Origin of the sequence: Methylobacterium platani (assembly GCF_001653715.1) — a bacterium.
Taxonomy (GTDB): domain Bacteria; phylum Pseudomonadota; class Alphaproteobacteria; order Rhizobiales; family Beijerinckiaceae; genus Methylobacterium; species Methylobacterium platani.
In genome coordinates, this window is the sequence record NZ_LWHQ01000035.1 from 1 (window position 1) to 17,625 (window position 17,625).

16 protein-coding genes are annotated in these 17,625 nt (G+C 71.8%); 7 read left to right on the plus strand and 9 right to left on the minus strand.

All coding sequences use genetic code 11. The features are described 5' to 3' along the window. Positions 1-368 precede the first annotated feature (368 nt). Positions 369-827: a cupin domain-containing protein gene (locus A5481_RS17360; protein WP_048437142.1), complete on the plus strand. Its 459-nt coding sequence runs from the start codon at positions 369-371 to the stop codon at positions 825-827. Positions 828-937: 110 nt separating this feature from the next. Here the strand turns inward: A5481_RS17360 and A5481_RS17365 are convergent, their stop codons facing one another. The 5 genes from A5481_RS17365 to ileS form a co-directional block, all read right to left on the minus strand. Then, complete coding sequence (locus A5481_RS17365) at positions 938-2,236, minus strand: M16 family metallopeptidase (protein ID WP_048437141.1); 1,299 nt, start codon at positions 2,234-2,236, stop codon at positions 938-940. Positions 2,237-2,316: 80 nt separating this feature from the next. Further along, entirely contained in the window at positions 2,317-3,672 is a 1,356-nt protein-coding gene (locus tag A5481_RS17370; RefSeq protein ID WP_245239195.1) for a M16 family metallopeptidase, read from the minus strand. 423 nt (positions 3,673-4,095) lie between these two features. Then, positions 4,096-4,752 (minus strand): hypothetical protein, encoded by a 657-nt coding sequence (locus A5481_RS17375; RefSeq protein ID WP_048437139.1) that lies wholly within the window; start codon positions 4,750-4,752, stop codon positions 4,096-4,098. Positions 4,753-4,882: 130 nt separating this feature from the next. Continuing rightward, on the minus strand, positions 4,883-5,380 hold the full coding sequence (gene lspA, locus A5481_RS17380) for a signal peptidase II (protein WP_048437144.1): 498 nt from the start codon (positions 5,378-5,380) through the stop codon (positions 4,883-4,885). A gap of 28 nt (positions 5,381-5,408) precedes the next feature. Continuing rightward, a complete protein-coding gene (gene ileS, locus A5481_RS17385; protein ID WP_048437138.1) occupies positions 5,409-8,381 on the minus strand; it encodes an isoleucine--tRNA ligase in 2,973 nt (990 codons plus the stop codon). A gap of 408 nt (positions 8,382-8,789) precedes the next feature. Between ileS and A5481_RS17390 the strand changes: the two genes are divergently transcribed. The 4 genes from A5481_RS17390 to A5481_RS17405 all read left to right on the plus strand — a co-directional run bounded on the left by A5481_RS17390 (position 8,790) and on the right by A5481_RS17405 (position 10,508). Next, positions 8,790-9,281, plus strand: coding sequence for a GNAT family N-acetyltransferase (locus A5481_RS17390; protein ID WP_167350101.1), 492 nt, complete (start codon positions 8,790-8,792; stop codon positions 9,279-9,281). A 125-nt stretch (positions 9,282-9,406) separates the two neighbouring features. Then, complete coding sequence (locus A5481_RS17395) at positions 9,407-9,646, plus strand: type II toxin-antitoxin system Phd/YefM family antitoxin (RefSeq protein ID WP_048437137.1); 240 nt, start codon at positions 9,407-9,409, stop codon at positions 9,644-9,646. A 3-nt stretch (positions 9,647-9,649) separates the two neighbouring features. Then, positions 9,650-10,114, plus strand: a complete 465-nt coding sequence (locus A5481_RS17400) for a type II toxin-antitoxin system VapC family toxin (RefSeq protein WP_048437136.1) — start codon at positions 9,650-9,652, stop codon at positions 10,112-10,114. 154 nt (positions 10,115-10,268) lie between these two features. Beyond that, on the plus strand, positions 10,269-10,508 hold the full coding sequence (locus tag A5481_RS17405) for a hypothetical protein (RefSeq protein WP_048437135.1): 240 nt from the start codon (positions 10,269-10,271) through the stop codon (positions 10,506-10,508). Positions 10,509-10,549: 41 nt separating this feature from the next. On the opposite strand, the gene A5481_RS17410 is transcribed toward A5481_RS17405, so the two are convergent. Then, positions 10,550-11,542: a bifunctional riboflavin kinase/FAD synthetase gene (locus tag A5481_RS17410; RefSeq protein ID WP_048437134.1), complete on the minus strand. Its 993-nt coding sequence runs from the start codon at positions 11,540-11,542 to the stop codon at positions 10,550-10,552. Positions 11,543-11,793: 251 nt separating this feature from the next. Here A5481_RS17410 and A5481_RS17415 point away from each other — a divergent pair, with 251 nt between their 5' ends. After that, positions 11,794-12,177 carry a response regulator gene (locus tag A5481_RS17415; RefSeq protein WP_048427618.1) on the plus strand — a complete coding sequence of 128 codons (384 nt, stop codon included), beginning with the start codon at positions 11,794-11,796 and terminating at the stop codon, positions 12,175-12,177. A 204-nt stretch (positions 12,178-12,381) separates the two neighbouring features. Further along, the gene (locus tag A5481_RS17420) at positions 12,382-12,915 is read left to right on the plus strand and encodes a protein phosphatase CheZ (RefSeq protein ID WP_048437133.1); all 534 of its coding nucleotides are present in this window, start codon (positions 12,382-12,384) and stop codon (positions 12,913-12,915) included. A gap of 67 nt (positions 12,916-12,982) precedes the next feature. Here A5481_RS17420 and A5481_RS17425 read toward each other — a convergent pair whose 3' ends face one another. The 3 genes from A5481_RS17425 to A5481_RS17435 all read right to left on the minus strand — a co-directional run bounded on the left by A5481_RS17425 (position 12,983) and on the right by A5481_RS17435 (position 17,532). Further along, complete coding sequence (locus A5481_RS17425; RefSeq protein WP_048437132.1) at positions 12,983-13,888, minus strand: TIGR01459 family HAD-type hydrolase; 906 nt, start codon at positions 13,886-13,888, stop codon at positions 12,983-12,985. A 122-nt stretch (positions 13,889-14,010) separates the two neighbouring features. Beyond that, on the minus strand, positions 14,011-15,699 hold the full coding sequence (ade, locus tag A5481_RS17430) for an adenine deaminase (RefSeq protein WP_048437131.1): 1,689 nt from the start codon (positions 15,697-15,699) through the stop codon (positions 14,011-14,013). A 198-nt stretch (positions 15,700-15,897) separates the two neighbouring features. After that, positions 15,898-17,532, minus strand: coding sequence for an EAL domain-containing protein (locus A5481_RS17435; protein ID WP_064504081.1), 1,635 nt, complete (start codon positions 17,530-17,532; stop codon positions 15,898-15,900). Positions 17,533-17,625 lie beyond the last annotated feature (93 nt).

Consider the following 17,625-nt stretch of genomic DNA (forward strand, 5'->3'; position numbering starts at 1 on the left):
ATTAAAGGTTCGATGCTCTAGAGGGCGGCGACTATCCCTAGACGTCAAGTGCCAGCATCCCGCAGTAACGCGCGGTTCCCCTCTCCCGTGTGGGAGAGGGGTTAGGGGTGAGGGTGGCGCGCTTCAGCGTAAAGCTCGGACCGTTGTGCTGGCAGTAGGACAGCTGGAGCTAGACCCAGAACCGTATCACCCTCACCCCTACCCCTCTCCCACACCTTGCAGCGATACCGGGCAAGCCCGGCATCGCCTGGAGAGGGGAACCCGCGTTTCTTATCGATGCAAGTGAGCTCGATGGGATGCCGATGATTTCGTGTGCCCGTCGCGTCGGATGAGCGTAAACTCCGCACCGCTCACGCGGAGGACGCGCCATGTCATCTGAGGCCCTGTCACCCGAAGCCGTTTCATCGGACGTGACCTGCCGGGTCGTGCGCCCGGGCCCTAACATCGTCGGCAAGCAGGCGCTGACCTACGCCCCGGCCGTCTCGGCCGAGTCGGTGGGATCGCGGGGCCTGCACATGCAACTCGTCACCCTGCCGCCCGGCGCGCGGGCCAAGGCCCATCGGCACGAGGCGCACGAGACGGCGCTGCACGTCCTCTCGGGGGTCGCCGGCACCTGGTACGGTCCGCGGCTGGAGCACCACCTGTGGAGCCGCGCCGGCGACTTCGTCTACATCCCGGCCGGGGTGCCGCACCTGCCCTACAATGCCAGCCGGACCGAGACCTGCACGGCGGTGATCGCCCGCACCGACCCGAACGAGCAGGAGAGCGTGGTGCTGCTGCCGGAACTCGACGGCTTGCGGCCGCCGGACGGGGACGTGATGGCGTAGAAAATTCTTCGTAGCGCGGGGTCCTGTCCCGGACGGCTGAAGCGAAGCGGCAGGAGATCCGGGAAAGGGAAGAATATTAGAAAGGGCCGATCAAACGACCGGCCCCTCCCTCACATCGCCGTCGGACGCCCGGCCGCCACCACCAGCAGCTTCCCATCCCCGAGGGTCCGGGCCGCCGCGCGGCGGATGTCGTCCTGCGTCACTGCCCCGATCAGGCCGTTGCGGCGGGCGATGTAGTCGATGCCCAAACCCTCGAAGGCGATCTGCACCAGCTGGTGGGCGATCTTGGTCGAGGTGTCGAAGCCGAGCGCGTAGGAGCCGGTGAGGTAGTCCTTGGCCTTCTGCAGCTCGTCGTCGGAGGGGCCGTCGCCGGTCAGGCGGGCGATCTCGTCGGCGATCACCGTCAGGCACTCGGCGACGCGCTCGTTCTTGGTCGCGGTGTAGCCCCAGGTCATCGAGGCGGCGCGGTGGCTTACCAGCGAGGTGCCGACCGAATAGGCGAGGCCGCGCTTCTCGCGCACCTCCTGGAACAGCCGCGAGGTGAAGGCGCCGCCGCCCAGGATGTGGTTCAGCACGTAGGCCGGGATGAAGTCGGGGTCGCGCCACGGCACGCCGTCGGTGCCGAAGCGCAGGACCGATTGCGGCACGTCGAGATCGACGACGATGCGCCGGCCGAGGCCGGTGATCCGGGTCGCCGGCACCACGGTCAGGTCGCCGCCCTCCGGCAGGGCGCCGAAGGCGGTGTCGAGGGCGCGCACCAGCGCCTCCTCGCCGATCGCGCCGACCGCCGCGACCTTGACCCGGCCGCGGGCGATGAGCCGCCGGTGCATCGCCACGAGATCGTCGCGGGTGATCGACGACACGCTCTCGATCGTGCCCGAGGAGGGCCGGCCGTAGGGGTGGCCCGGATAGGCTTCCGAGAAGAAGCGGCGCGAGGCCATCACGCCGGGATCGTTCTGCTGGTAGCGCAGGCCCGCGAGCATCTGGGCCCGCACCCGCTCGATCGCCGGCTGGTCGAAGCGCGGCTGGGCCAGCGCCAGGGCGAGGAGCTCGATCGCCTCGTCGGCGTGCTTGACCAGCATCTTGAGCGAGCCGCCGATCGCGTCGGGCCCGGCATGGAAGCTCAGCTCGATGGCGCGGGCGGCGAGCCGCTCCTGGAAGGCGTCGGAATCGTGCGGGCCGGCGCCCTCGTCGAGGAGGCGGGCCAGCATCTGGGCGGTGCCGGCCTTGCCCTCCGAATCCTGCGCGGCGCCGCCCTCGAAGGTGAAGGCCAGCGCGATCAGCGGGACGATCGGCGACTCGACGTGCCAGGCCTCGACGCCGCGGGCCGAGAGGACGGAGCGCGCCTGGGTCGGCGACGAGGAGGAATCCGGGGCGGCGGTGCGGGAGACGGCGTCGGCCGGGGTCATGAGGACCTCTTGTTGTCGTGGAATTCTACGGGTTCGCCCGGCGGCGCTCGGAGCGCGCGCCGGGCGGCGTCGGCCGAGGGTCAGGCGGCCGCGGGGGCCTTGGTCAGGTAGCCGGTGACCGAGCGGGCCGGCACCAGGTAGCGCTCGGCGACCGCCGCGAGGCGCGAGGCCTGCACCGCTTCGATCTCGGAGGGCCAGCGCCGCACCTCCTCGATGCTCTCGCCGATGGCGAGCGCCGAGCCGAAGATGCGGGCGAGCGACGACTGGCTGTCGGAGGAATACACCGTCTCGGCGACGAGGCGGGTCTTCGCCCGCTCGATCGCGGTGGCCGAGAGCGCTTCGGAGGGCGCGCGGGCGAGCGCCCGGTCGAGGGCCTCCTCCAGCTTCTCGAGGCTCACGCCCTCCGCCGGCACGGCGTAGACCGAGAAGCGGGTGTCGTCGATCGCCGAGCCCATGTACCAGGCGCCGGCATTCACCGCGACGCCCTGCTCCAGCACCAGGCTGCGGTAGAGGTACGAGGTCGGCCCGCCGCCCAGCACCTCGGCCAGGAGCTCGAGGGCGTGGCTCTCGCCGTCGCGGGCGGTCATGCAGGAGGGGGTGAGGTAGAGCCGCTGCAGGGTCGGCTGCTCGACCTTCGGGTCGGCGACGCTCAGGCGCCGCGCGGCGCGGGGCTCCGGCTCCCGCGGCCGCACCCGCTGCGGCCGGGCGCCGCGCGGCGCCACCACGCCGTAGGTGTCGTCGGCCAGCCGCCGGACCTCGTCGGCGGTGACGTCGCCGGCGACCACCAGGATGGCGTTCTCCGGGGTGTAGAAGCGGCGGTAATAGTCGAGGGCGTGGGTGCGGTTCAGCTCCTCGATCTCGTGCATCCAGCCGATGATCGGGATGCCGTAGGGATGGTGCACGAACAGCGAGGCCGCCATCGCCTCGGAGAGCTGGGCCGCCGGGTCGGTCTCGACCCGCATCCGGCGCTCCTCCAGCACCACGTCGCGCTCCGGGGCCACCACGGCGTCGTCGAGGATCAGGCCGGTCATCCGGTCCGCCTCGAAGCTCATCATGGTCTTCAGGTTCTCGCGCGCGACGCGCTGGAAGTACGCCGTGTAGTCGAACGACGTGAAGGCGTTCTCCTGGCCGCCCAGGCTCGACACCGCCTTCGAGAAGGCGCCGACCGGATGGGTCTCGGTGCCCTTGAACATCAGGTGCTCGAGGAAATGGGCGATGCCCGACTGGCCGAGCGGATCGTCGGCCGAGCCGTTGCGGTACCACACCATGTGGGTGACGACGGGCGCGCGGTGGTCGGGCACCACCACGACGTCGAGGCCGTTGTCGAGCACGAAGGACGCCACGTCGGGACCGCCCGCCTCCGCACGGCCGAAGGGCGCCGCATCGGTGCGCAGGGTCGCACTGATGGGGCAGACGAGGCCGGGGGCGGGGCGCATCCTGTTTGGGGGCATCCTGATCTACCTTAGCCGAGTGGCCGGAGAGGCCACCCGTGTTGGATCGTGAACCGGCTCACTTAAGGGAGGCTTGCGGCTCATGCGAGTCACGGGCCAGCGGGCGGTCGAGCCGGCCGGCGGGCCGGCCACCGGGGTCGCCGGCCGTTAGAGACCCTGTTCTAGAGCATTTTGTGGCAGGGGGGACCCGATGACTGCGGAGAAATGCGTTGCACGCAGGTCGGGCCCGGGTTCCCGCAGTTGAAGCGTGGCGTGAAAACGTCGCGGAAGCTTGAGCACCCTTCCCTCAGGTCGACCCTCGGGCGTCGAGCCGTGTCCGTCCTGCGCCGGAAGCGGGGCTGGACTCGCGAAAAACCCCGGGCGGCGGTGGCGGCCCGGGGCGAAAACTGGATTGGAATCTCGGAAACGTTACTGGCGCGAGCGCAGGTAGGCGCCGGGATCGGCCTCCTCGCGGTCCGACTTCATGCCCATCGGGCCGCGGTCGGTGCGGGCGATCTTGCCGTTCGGGGGCTTGCGGTAGCCGGTCGGCGGCGCGGTCAGCTCGTCGCGGGTCGGCTCGACGTCGGGGAGGTTCGGATCCTCGTCCTTCTTGCCGGCGAAGAGCTGCATCGGGTTGAGCCAGAACGACTCCTTGACGTTGTCGCCGGGCTTGTAGGTCGGCGTGGTCTCCAGCCCCGCGCCCTCGCGCCGGCCGGCCCGCATCTCCTGGATCGGCAGCGTGGCGTTGTTGTCGCTCATCCGGCCGCCATAGCCGCGGGTGATCGGCTTGCGGTCCTCGGCGGCGCGGCGCTCGCGGGAGGCGGTCTCGGGATCGGTCGGCCATTGCGGGTTGGCCTCGCGCACGGCGCGGCGGTCGACCGGCGGCGGCAGAGCCGCCTTGTCCATGTGCGGCGGCAGCACCAGGGGCGCGCGCTCGCGATAGGTGATCATCGGCCGCTCGGGCTCGATCAGGCCGATCGACGACAGGGCGTTCTTCATCGCCACGCCTTCCTGGGCCTGCGCCCCGGCCGGGAGGCCGAGCCCGGCCACCGTCACCGCGGCGAGTATCGTACGCTTGTCGAGCATGCTGGCCCCCTGTCTGTTCCGCCCCGTCGTTACCAGCTTGGGTGGTGGCGGTTTCGGGCGAAGGTATGGCGTGGGGTCGAGCGCGCGCAACGCCGGGAACGGGCGTGGCGCACGCGACACACAGGGAGTTTCAGGCGCGCTCCCCGGTTGCCTGAGCGCGGCGGCGCTCCAGCACCAGCCCGTCGTAGAGGAGCCCGACCACGCCGAAGACGATGCCGGCATCCGCCACGTTGAACACGTACCAGGACCAGGCGCCGGCATGGAGGTGGACGAAGTCGAACACCGCCCCGTAGGCGGCGCGGTCGATGGCGTTGCCGATCGCCCCGCCGACGATGAGGCCGAGCGAGCCGGCGAGCCACCGGCTGCCGGCCCGCGCCATCCAGATCGACAGCGCGACCGAGGCTGCCAGCGACACCCCGACGAGCCCCCAGCGCCCGAGCGCCGAATCCTGCTGGAACAGCCCGTAGGAGACGCCGCGGTTCCACACCACGATCAGCTGCGCGAAGGGCGCGAGCACCACCGGCTCGCGAACCGGCAGGTCGGCGAGGAAGAGCAGGCCGAGCTTCGTCCCCTGGTCGAGGACCAGGGTGACGAGCGCGACCATGAGCCCGAAGGGGAGGGGACGCATCATTGTTCCTCGCCCGTGTCCCCGGCCCTTACTCGGCGGCCTTCGCGTGCAGCGCGTCCCACTCGCGCAGGGCCTGCGCGTCGCGGGGCGTCACGTCCGGGTAGTCCGGATCGCTGCCGACGCTGTCGAGCACCTTCCACGAGCGGGCGCATTTGCGCCCCTGCGCCAGGGCCGGCACCACCGCGACGCCCTTGACCTCGTCGAGCCGGAAGGCCTCCGTCGGGCCCTCGCGGCCTTCGACCGCGACGGCGGACGTGATGCAGACTTCCGCGAAGTCGATCCCGTCGAGGCTCGCCAGCAGCTCCTGGTCGGCGACGAACACCGTCGGGGCCGCCTCCAGGCTCGCGCCGATGCGCTTGCCCGCGCGCTCGATCTCGAGCGCGCCCGTCACCACCCGGCGGACCCGGCGGATCTTGGCCCAGCGCCTGGCGAGCGCGTCGTCGCGCCAGGAGGCGGGCGTCTCCGGCAGGGTCTCGGTGTGGACGGAAGCCGTCTCGGACGGGTAGCGGGCGAGCCAGGCTTCCTCCGCCGTGAAGGCGAGGACCGGGGCGAGCCAGACTGTGACGCGCCGGAAGACCTCGTCGACCACGGTGAGCGCGGCGCGGCGGGTCTGCGACGAGATCGGATCGCAGTAGAGCGCGTCCTTGCGCACGTCGAAGTAGAACGACGACAGGTCGCCGGTCATGAAGCCGTTGAGCAGCGCCACCACCCGCTTGGTGTCGAAGGTGCGGAAGGCGTCGCGGATCTCGACATCAAGCTCGGCGAGACGATGCAGGATGAAGCGCTCCAGCTCCGGCATGTCGTCAGGGGCGACGCGGTCCTCGGGCCGGTAATGGGCGAGCGTGCCCAGCATCCAGCGCAGCGAGTTGCGCAGCTTGCGATAAGTCTCCGAGAAGGTCTTGATGATCTCCGGGCCGATGCGCAGGTCGTCGGTGTAGTCCGAGGCCGCCACCCACAGGCGCAGGATGTCGGCGCCCGAGCCCTTGATGACGTCCTGGGGCGCGACGACGTTGCCCTTCGACTTCGACATCTTCTCCCCCTTGGGGTCGAGGACGAAGCCGTGGGTCAGCACCACGTCGTAGGGCGCGCGGTCGCGGGTGCCGCAGGATTCGAGCAGCGAGGAGTGGAACCAGCCGCGATGCTGGTCCGAACCCTCGAGATACATCACCGTGTCGGTCCCGCCGTCGCGGCGGCGGCGGATGCCGGCAAGGCCCGGGAACTGCTCGGGGTCGTCGAGCGTGAAGGCGTGGGTCGAGCCGGAATCGAACCACACGTCGAGGACGTCGGTCACCTTCTCGTAAGCGGCCGGGTCGTGCTCGGGGGCGAGGAAGCGGGCGCCGTCGGCGTCGGTGAACCAGGCATCCGCCCCCTCCGCCGCGAAGGCGGCGTGGATGCGGGCGTTGACCGTCTCGTCGCGAAGAATCTCGCCGGTCTCGCGGTGGACGAACACCGTGATCGGCACGCCCCAGGCGCGCTGGCGCGACACCACCCAGTCGGGCCGGTTGGCGATCATGCCGGTGATGCGGTTCTGCCCCTGCGGCGGCACCCACTGGGTGACGGCGATCTCGCGCAAAGCCACGTCGCGCAGGGTCGCGCCGTTCAGGGTCTCGACCGGCTTGTCGAGCGCGATGAACCATTGCGGCGTGTTGCGGAAGATGACCGGCTTCTTCGAGCGCCAGGAATGCGGGTAGCTGTGCTTGAGCGTGCCGCGGCCGACCAGCGTGCCGGCGGCCGTGAGCGCGGCGATCACCGCCTTGTTGGCGTTGCCCTTCTGGCCCTTCTCGTCGAGGACGCGGGTGCCGGTGAGGCCGGGCGCGGCCTCGGTCAGAACGCCGTCGGCATCGACCGTGTAGGGGATCGCCGTCTCGATGCCGCGCTCGCGCAAACCGCGGCCATTGGCCATCCAGACCTCGAAATCCTCGCGGCCGTGGCTGGGGGCCGTGTGGACGAAGCCGGTGCCCGCGTCGTCGGTGACGTGCTCGCCGTCCAGCATCGGCACGGCGTGCGCATAGCCGTCGTTCCAGCCCGCCAGCGGATGCGCCAGCGTCACGCCGGCAAGCTCCTCGGCCGAGACGTCGCTCAGTCGCTCGAAGGACTCGACGCGCGCTGCCTTGAAGACGTCGCCCGCCAGTTTGTCAGCAACAACGTAACGAACACCAGGTTGAGACCAGTTCTCTTGAGGCGCAGCAACGACACGATACAGTCCGTAGGATACTTTCTTGGAATAGGCGACGGCCCGGTTGGCCGGGATCGTCCAGGGGGTGGTGGTCCAGATGACGACGCGGGCGCCCTGCAGGTCCGGGGCGGTCTTCGCCTCGACGACCGGGAAGGCAGCCCAGATGGTGTCGCTGACGTGGTCCTCGTACTCGACCTCGGCCTCGGCGAGCGCGGTCTTCTCGACCACCGACCACATCACCGGCTTCGAGCCGCGATAGAGCTGGCCGGTGGTGGCGAAGGTCATCAGCTCGCGGGCGATCGCGGCCTCGGCCGGGTAGGCCATCGTCAGGTAGGGGTGGTCCCAGTCGCCGGTGACGCCGAGGCGCTTGAACTCCTCGCGCTGCACCGACAGCCAGTGCTCGGCGAAGGTCCGGCACTCGCGCCGGAACTCGACCACCGGCACCTCGTCCTTGTTGCGGCCGGCAGCGCGGTACTGCTCCTCGATCTTCCACTCGATCGGCAGGCCGTGGCAGTCCCAGCCCGGGACGTAGTTGGCGTCGTGCCCGAGCGCGCCTTGCGTGCGGACGACGATGTCCTTCAGGATCTTGTTGAGCGCGGTGCCGATATGGATGTGGCCGTTGGCATAGGGAGGGCCGTCGTGCAGCACGAATTTCGGCCGGCCGGCGGCGGCCTCGCGGATGCGGGCGTAGAGGTTCGTGCGCGCCCATCGTTCCAGGATCTCCGGCTCGCGCTGCGGCAGGCCGGCCCGCATCGGGAACGCGGTGACCGGCAGGAACAGGGTCTCGGAATAGTCGCGCCCGGCGGCGGGCTTCGTGTCGGTCATGGTGGTCGAGGCTCGTCTGGGGCGCGGACGCGCAGCCCCCGGAGGGAATCGCAAGCGGCGGAACGGCAGCAGCCCGGTCTTCCGCGCGGCCGCGCGGACGCGGCCCTCAGGCGGAAGCCGGGCTCGTAATTCGCCGGAGGGCGACGCGGCGCGGGCGCGATTCGATCATCCGGCGCTTCTAGCAGCGGCGGGCGGGCGGGGGAAGCGGCGTGATGCGGCGGAGCGGCCGGCGGCCATCGGCGCTTCGTCGACGGCATGATATCCTGGCGTCAGGTCCCGCACTCCGGCATTCGGCGGAATGCTCATGTCTGTGCTCGTCGCGGACGAGGATCTGCCGATGCGAGACGGGGGTGAGGAATGCCAGGTTTCGAGAGGGAGGCCGTTGCACCCGCCGATGTGACGGTTGCGGTGCTCGCCGCACTCCGCCCTGCCGCCGAACCGATCCGAGCGGAGGCCAGTTCACAGGGCATCGCCTTCGTGCGCCGCCTGTTCGAGGGCTGGGCCTCGGGCGCGAACCGGTTCGATCAACCGGGCGAGATCTTTCTGGGACTCTGGCAGCAGGACCGCCTCGTGGGTTTCGGCGGCCTGAACCGCGACCCGTACACGGCGGAGGACGACATCGGCCGCTTGCGGCACGTCTACGTGCTCCGATCGCATCGGCGCCGCGGCCTCGGCGCCCTGCTGGTGCGGTATCTCTTGCGGGAGGCCGAGGGTCATTTCCGGATCGTGCGCCTGCGGGCGGCCTCGCCGGACGCGGCGGCGTTCTACCGCCGGCTCGGCTTCGCGGAATGCGCCGACCCGGCCGCGACGCATGTCGTTCCGGTGCCGGTCGGCCCATCATCGCTCAAGACACCTCGTCATGGGCCGTCCCGGACGAACGGCATGGCCGCCCGCGGATGAGAACGTCCGGAGCCGGGTGCCCCGGCGTCGATCAGGCTGCCGGACATGGTCGCCGCCCTCCGACGATTCGTTTGCTTTCGCCACCGGATGCGGCATCGTGACTACAATGGTCATGGAGGGACGCGATGGTGGAAATTCAGCTGCGTGACGCGAAAGCCACCCTCTCCGCCGTCATCGACCGGGCCCGACAGGGCGAACCGTCGGTGATCACCCGCCATGGACGGCCGGAGGCCGTCCTGCTGAGCTATGAGGAGTGGCAGCGCCTGTCGCAGGTCCCGTCCTTCGGCCGGCTCCTCATGTCGGCGCCCCTGGAGGCGGAGGACCTGCCGCCGCGCAACGGCAGCTTGCGGGACGTCGAGTTCTGATGCGTGTACCTCGTCGATACCAACGTTCTCTCCGCCGCTGCTCCAACCCAGGCGGCTGCCACGCCGGAACTGGTCGCGTGGATGGATCGCAACAGTGCCGACCTCTATCTCTCCGTCATCACGATCGCTGAGATCGAGGCCGGCATCGCGAAGAGCCGCAGGCAGGGCGCGTACCGAAAAGCCGAACGGCTGGCAGAGTGGCTCGCAGCGCTGCTGCATCTCTACGGCGGCCGGATCGTGTCGGTCGATCTGGACGTGGCGCGACATCTCGGATGTCTGATCGACCGGACGCGGGAGCAGGGCCGCAAGCCCGACCTGGCGGACCTTGCCATTGCGGCGACGGCTCTGTGTCATGGCTGGACGGTGCTGACGCGCAATCTCCGGCATTTCAGCCCCCTGGGCGTGCCGGCGCATGATCCCTTCATGTCGTTGCCGACCGGCGTTCCGGGGCCATCGACCGGCTCCTGACTCGAAGCCTGGTGTGATTCGGAGCCTGCGTGACTTGGCGGCCGCAGCAGTGACGGGCATTGGGCGGTCCGGGCTCATCATCGGGCACTGAGCCGGAACAGGCTGCGGCGGCGCACGGTTGACCCGGACGGTTCATCGATTCCGGGAGGTCGCCATGAAGACGCCGCTCTCCGTCCTCGCGCTCACCGCCGTTCTGACCGCGCCGGTCCTGGCGCGCGAGGTCCGCTCGCCGCCGCGGCCGGTGCCGGAGGATATCGACGCGACCGGTTCCGTCACGCCGACCGACCCGCTGCTGATCCCCGACGAGGATCGCGGCACCATGCGGCGGGCGAAGCGCCCGCGCGGCCGGGATGCCGACACCGAGGCGCCGATCCGCGAGTTCATCCCGGAATAGCCCCCTCTCCCCCGGCCGGATCTTACCCGAGCATCGAGGTCTCACCCCAGCATCGAGGGCGTGCGGTCCGCGGCGAGCCTCCGCCGCGCCTCCGCCGCGTCCTCGTGCATGCGCGCGACCAGGGCCTCGGCGCTGTCGAAGCGCGCCTCGCCGCGGATGAAGCCGACGAACTCGACCGCGATGCGCTGGCCGTAGAGGTCGCCGGCGAAGTCGAACAGGTAGGTCTCGAGGAGCGGTGCGCCGTCGTCGAAGGTCGGCCGGCGGCCGTAGCTCGCCACGCCGTCGCGCACGCTGCCATCGGTCAGGCGCACGCGCACCGCGTAGATGCCGTGGGCGAGCCCGCAGGCGTCGAGCGCCACGTTGGCGGTCGGGAAGCCGAGGGTGCGGCCGCGCTTGTCGCCGTGGCGCACCACGCCCTCGACGAACCAGCGATAGCCGAGGAGGTGGTTGGCGGTTGCGACGTCGCCGGCCTCGAGCGCGGCCCGGATCGCGCTCGACGAGACCGGCGCCTCGCCGCCGCCCGCCGCCACCGCCGGGACGATCCGGCAAGCGAGCCCGTTCTCGGCGCAGAGCGCCTCCAGCATCGCCGGCGTGCCCTCGCGGCCGCGGCCGAAATGGAAGTCGTGCCCGATCACCACGCCCGACAGGCCGAGCTCGCCCTTCAGGGTGTCGGCGACGAAGGCCGACGCTCCGGTGCCGGCGAGGCCCGCGTCGAACCGGCGCACGAAGGCGCCGTCGACGCCGAGGCGCTGGAGCACCGCGAGCTTCTCGCCCTCGCCGGTGAGGCGGAACATCGTCGCGTCGGGGGAGAAGAAGGCGCGGGGATGCGGCTCGAAGGTGAGAACCGCGCTCGGCCGGCCGAGCGCCGCCGCCATCTCCCGCACCGCGGCGATGAGCGCGCGGTGGCCCTGGTGGATGCCGTCGAAATTGCCGAGCGCCGCGACCGCCCCCCTCAGCCGCTCCGGCACCGGCTCGCCGTCGCGGTGGACGGGAAGGGACGCGACGGGGCGCGGGGCGGTCTCGTCGCGCGGCATCAACGGTCCTTGGCTCACGGGGGGAAGAGGTCTCGAAGGCGGCCGGACCCTGTCGAAATCCGCCCGGTGGGTCAAGCCGGATGCCGCCCGGCGGAGGAGGGGCCGGGGGTGCGCCGCGGCTTTAACCGGTTCTCAAGGGGGGTGGAATTACAAGCTGGGAACAGAGGAGCCGCCCGGCGCCTCGCCTCATGATCCAAGCGGGTTTCGTCGCGCACGGGGATGTGTCGCGCCCGCGAACGGAGCCGTAAGCCATGGCCCTTGACCTCGGCATGCCGATCCTCGTGGTGGACGACTACCAGACGATGGTTCGCATCATCCGCAACCTGCTGAAGCAGCTCGGCTTCGAGGATGTCGACGACGCCTCGGACGGCACCGGCGCCCTGGCCAAGCTGAAGCAGAAGAAGTACGGCCTCGTCATCTCCGACTGGAACATGGAGCCGATGACCGGGTACGAGCTGCTGCGCCATGTCCGGGCCGACGACGCCCTGCGCACCACGCCGTTCATCATGGTCACCGCCGAGTCGAAGACCGAGAACGTCATCGCCGCCAAGAAGGCCGGCGTGAACAACTACATCGTCAAGCCGTTCAACGCCCAGACGCTGAAGACCAAGATCGAGGCGGTCTGCGGCGCGTGACACCGCCGGCTCGGTGACGAGGCGGCGCCCTCCGGGCGCGGAGCCGTGCGGCGGGCCCGAGAGCCCGGCCGCGCCGCCCGCTCCGGGGAGCCGCCGTCGCGCCTGGCCCGGGAGACTTCATCGGCGGGGAGCGATCACGTGCTCAGGGAGATGACGGCCGGGCCGCGGTCCGCCCTCAACCGGTTGCTCGGAGGCAGGACGCCCATGGTTCGCACGAGCGGCCAGACCGAACCGGCGAACTCGGCGGTCCCGGTGAGCGAACTGCTCGAGATCGCCGACTACATCACCAAGCTCAAGCGCGGCATCGCGGCCCTGCGGGCCCAGGAGCTCACCCGCGACCGCATCCCGATGGCGCATGACGAGCTCGGCAGCGTCGTCGCCGCCACCGCCAGCGCCACCAACCGGATCATGGAATCCGCCGAGGCGATGCTGGCGATCAAGGCCAGGACGCTCGACGAGTACCGCGCCGAGGTCGAGGCGCATATCGGCGACATCTTCGAGGCCTGCACCTTCCAGGACATTACCGGCCAGCGCATCTCCAAGGTGGTCGAGGCCCTGGGCCAGCTCGAGAAGCGCCTGTCGCAGTTCTCCACCGTGGTGAACGTGCGCGACGGCGAGGCCGAGCACGACGCCGAGGAGGCCCGCCGCAAGGCCCGCGCCGAGACGCTGATGCTCAACGGCCCGCAGCTCAAGGGCCCGGCGACGCCGCAGGACGCGATCGACGCCCTGTTCTCCTGACCGTCCCGACGGCCCTGAATCGTCCGGCCGGGGTGCGGCTGCCGCGCCCCGGTTCCTGGCGCGTCGCCTACCAGCGCAGCAGATCGATCACGCCGTCCGGGTGCACGGCCTGCGCCTCGAGCCAGTGCGCGATGTCGCCGATCGGCGCGCCCGCCGCGACGCCGAGCTCCTCGGCGTGGATGCCGCGCGCCACCAGCAGCGAGGCGATGCCGAAGGCCCGCGCGCCGGCGACGTCGGTGCGGATCGCGTCGCCCACCGCCAGCACCCGCTCGCGGGGGAGGGGAAGGGCGCCGTCGAAGGATTCCGCGGTCGCGAGCGCCGCCTCGTAGACCGGGACGTGCGGCTTGCCGGCATAGACGACCGCGCCGCCCATCTCCTCGTAGAGCGCCGCCACCGCCCCCGCGCAGGGGATCAGCCGCGCGCCGCGCTCGACCACGAGGTCGGGATTGGCGCAGATCAGGGTGACGCCGCGGGCGGCCCAGGGCTCGAGCCGGGCGCGGTAATCCGCCGCCGTCTCGACCTCGTCGTCGACGAGCCCGGTGACGACCACGTGGGCGGCCTCGTCCGGCCCGGAGCGGGCGAGGCCGAGGCCGTCGAAGACCGGCAGGTCGCGGTCGGGCCCGAGATGGTACATCGGCGCCTGCGCCCGCTCGGCCATGAGCCGGCGGGTGAGGTCGCCCGAGGTGACGATGGCGTCGTAGGCGCTGCGCGGCACGCCGAACCCGTCGAGCTGCGCCTGGACGAAGCTGCCGGGCCGCGGCGCGTTCGAGACCAGCACCACCCGGCGCGGCCGCGCGCCCGGCAGGGCGCGGAAACGCGACAGCGCCTCGGCCGCCGCCCGGTGGGCATGGAGGCCGTCATGCAGCACGCCCCAGACGTCGCACAGGATCAGGTCGAACCCGTCGGCGACGCCCGCGATCCCGTCCAGGATCGCGACCTCGCCCGGATGCGCCGCGCGGACCATCTCTGCCATGCCGCCTCTCCCCTCGCTGCATCGCAGCAGAACGCGGCATCGGGCTTACAGACGGTTCGGACCGAACGCAACGTTTCTCGTGAAATCGTTTACATGTAAAATCGTTTACAGACGCTCCCGCGTCATTCATCGGGCCGGATGAAAGCCATCCGGTCGACGTCGACGAGGCCGCGATCGGTGATCTTGAGGTGCGGGATCACCGGCAGCGGCAGGAAGGCGACCTGCAGGAACGGCTCGGGCAGGGTGCAGCCGAGCCGGCGGGCGGCGTCGCGCAGCGGGGGCAGGGCGTCGCGCACCGCCTCGAAGGGGAGGTCGCTCATCAGGCCGGCGATCGGCAGCGCCAGCTCGGCCAGGATCCCGGTCTCGTCCGCGACGACGAAGCCGCCCTGCAGGTCGATCAGGCGGTTGACCGCCCGCGCCATCGCGTCGGGATCGGCGCCGACGACGCAGAGATTGTGGCTGTCGTGCCCGACCGAGGAGGCGATGGCCCCGCGCCGGAGGCCGAATCCCTGCACCAGGCCGCGGCCGATGCTGCGGGTGCCGTGGCGGGCGACGACCGCGACCATCGCGACGTCCTGGGCGAGGTCCGGCACGCCGCCGGGGGCCAGGCGGCGATGCTCGGTGATGATCCGGCCCGGCACCACGCCGATCACCGAGGTCTCGCCCGGGGGCGGCGCCACCGCGAGGTCGTCCGCGGTCACCGGCGCGGCCCGCACGCTGCCGCGGCCCGGCGGCGGCGTGACCGTCCGGGCGGCGAACAGGCTCTCGTCGACGGGGCGGCCGGCGGCGAACACGTGCGACACCGCGCAGGTCGCGAGGTCGTCGAGGAGCACGATGTCGGCCCGGCGGCCCGGCGCGATCATCCCGCGATCGGTGAGCCCGAAGGCGGTGGCGGCGCTCAGCGACGCGGCGCGGTAGGCGGCGAGCGGCGGCACGCCGAGGGCGATCGCGGTGCGGATCAGGTGGTCGAGATGGCCCTCCTCGGCGATGTCGAGGGGGTTGCGGTCGTCGGTGCAGAAGGCGAGGAACGGCGCGGTGCGCTCGGTGAGGAGGGGGCTCAGCGCGTGCAGGTCCTTCGAGACCGAGCCCTCGCGGATCAGCACCGTCATGCCCTTGCGGATCTTCTCCAGCGCCTCCTGCGCGCCCGTCGCCTCGTGGTCGGTGCGGATGCCCGCCGCCGCATAGGCGTTGAGGGCGGCGCCGGAGAGCAGCGGCGCGTGGCCGTCGATGGGGCGTCCGGCAAAGGCCGCGAGCTTGGCAAGGCAGCCCGGATCGGCCGCGACCACGCCGGGGAAGTTCATGAATTCCGCCAGCCCCAGCGCCCGCGGATGGTCGCGGTACCGGGCCAGGTCGGCGGCCTCGATCCGGGCGCCGGCGCTCTCAAGGTCGGTCGCCGGCACGCAGGAGGAGAGCTGGACCCGGATGTCCATCACGGTCTCGCCCGCGGCCGCGAGCGCGTAGTCGAAGGCGGCCGTGCCGAGCACGTTGGCGAGCTCGTGCGGGTCCCAGATCACCGTCGTGACGCCGTGAGGCAGCACGCAGCGGTCGAATTCGTGCGGGGTGATGAGGGAGGATTCGATGTGGAGGTGGGTGTCGATGAAGCCCGGCACGGCGATGCGGCCCGCCGCCTCGATCACCCGCCGCCCCTCGTAGGCGCCGTAGGTGCCCACCACGGTGTCGCCGCAGACCGCGATGTCGGTTTCCACCAGGTCGCCGGTGACGAGGTCGAGGAGACGGGCGCCGCGGATCACCAGGTCGGCGGGCTCCCGGCCCGCCCCTTGCGCGATCCGGCGGGCGATGGGGTCCGACATCGGGGGCCTTTCTGCTCTGCGAGGATCCCTCATGCTAAGCAGACTTGCGTTGGCAGGCCAACGCTTCGCCCGCTTAGGTTCTTGTTTTGTCGCAGATTTTTGGCGCCGAACCGGTAACCACTTCGGCGAAATCTGCTTAGGCCCGCACGGCCCGCGCCGCTACCGCCTCGTCATCCGCCGCGACCTCGCGCGATGCCGTCACACGGCCCGGCGCAGCACGTCCCGGAAGGCGCGCCGCACCGGCGGCGGCTCGTCGGCGGGCGGCGTCGGCTCCGGCTCGGGGGCCGGTGGGGGTGCGGGCGGCGAGAGCACCTCGGGCCGCACCACGCGGGGAGGCGAGAACACCGTGCCCTGCGCCAGCGGCAGGTCGAGGTCGATCAGGTCGGGCACCTCGGCCTCGCGCTCGACGCCCTCGGCCACCAGCCGGATGCCGGCTCGCGCCAGGGTGTGGGCGAGCGCCGCGCCGTGCTCGCCGAGCAGCGTCTCGACGCCGACCTTGGCGTAGCTCGCGCCGCGGACCGCGAGCGCCGCGGCGTCGAGGCGCGGATCGACGACCCGGTCGACCGCGAGCCCGATCCGCTCGCGCAGGGCGGCGAGGGCGCCCGCCTGCTCGGCGTCGAGGCTGCGCCAGCTGCGCTGCGGCAGCGCCAGGATCAGCCGGCCGGCGAGCTCCGGATGCAGGTCGATCAGCCGGCCGACCGCCCGCAGGAAGCCCGGCTCGAACAGCGAGCCCGGCGACAGGGCGTAGGCCACCGGGGTCTCGCTGCCGCGGCCCGCGAGGTGCTGGCCGATCGCCGTCACGCGGGCGAGCATCAGCCGGTCGAGCTCGGTGGTGCGCCCGTGCCGCTCCAGCACCCGCATGAACTCCGCCGGTCCCAGCAGGGCGTCGCCGACGCGCAGGCGCGCCAGGGCCTCGTAGAACGCCACCTTGCGCTGCGGCAGGCTGACGATCGGCTGCAGGTGGACCTCGAGCCCCTGCGACAGGGCGGCCAGGATCTCGCCCTCCGGGCGCGGCTCGGCGGCAGGCTCGGGCACGAAGGGCCGGCGCGGGGCCGGCGCGGCCTCCCGCGGCAGGATCGGGTCGGCGGCCCAGGGGGCCTCCGCGGGGGCCGGGATCGGGGCGGGCGCCGGGGGCTCGGCCGGCCGGGACGGGGCCTGCGGGGGAGCCGCGGTCTGATGAATGGTCCGGGGCGCCTCGTGGCGGGCCGGCGGTACGTCGGTGCGGGCCGGCGGCGCCTGTCCGTACAGGGGCTGGGCGTAGACCGGTTCCGCGTGGACCGGTTCCGCGTGGGCCGGCCGCATCGGGACCGGTGCCGGCGACGCGAGCGGGGCCTGCATCGGCGCGGGCGGAGGCGCGGTCTGGACCGGCGGCGCGGGGGCGGCGGGCTGGACCGGGACGGACGCGGCCTGCCCGGCCTTCAGGAGGGTCAGGTCCTCGTCCTGAGCCGCCACCGCCATGGCGAGCTCGCGCACGATGCCGCCGAGGAGGCCGATCTCGGCGGTGACCTCGGACAGGCCGCCCTCGAGGTCGGCGGCCGGTGCCGCCGGCACCTCCCGCCGCTCGAGCGTCAGGAGGCGGCGCGACAGGACGTCGATCTCGCCCGACAGCGTCTCGACCTGGCCGGCGAGCCGCGTCGCGCGGCGCCAGGAATACGCGGTCGCGATCCCGCCGAGAGCCGCCGCCGCGAGGGCGGCCCCGGCCGCGGCGCCGAGGACCGGCGCGGTGAGCACGGCGACGGCGAGGCAGAGCCCGCCCGCCAGGAGGCACGAGAGGCTAAGGGCGATCCGGCTCGCCGACGACCCGCCGGCGCGCCGGCCGGTCTGGAGGGCCATGGCGATTCCTCATACGCATCGAGGACGGGCCGGGTTCCGCAGGGAATCCGGCCTGTCCGTCGGTTGTCGCCGACGGGCCGGATGCCCGCAAGA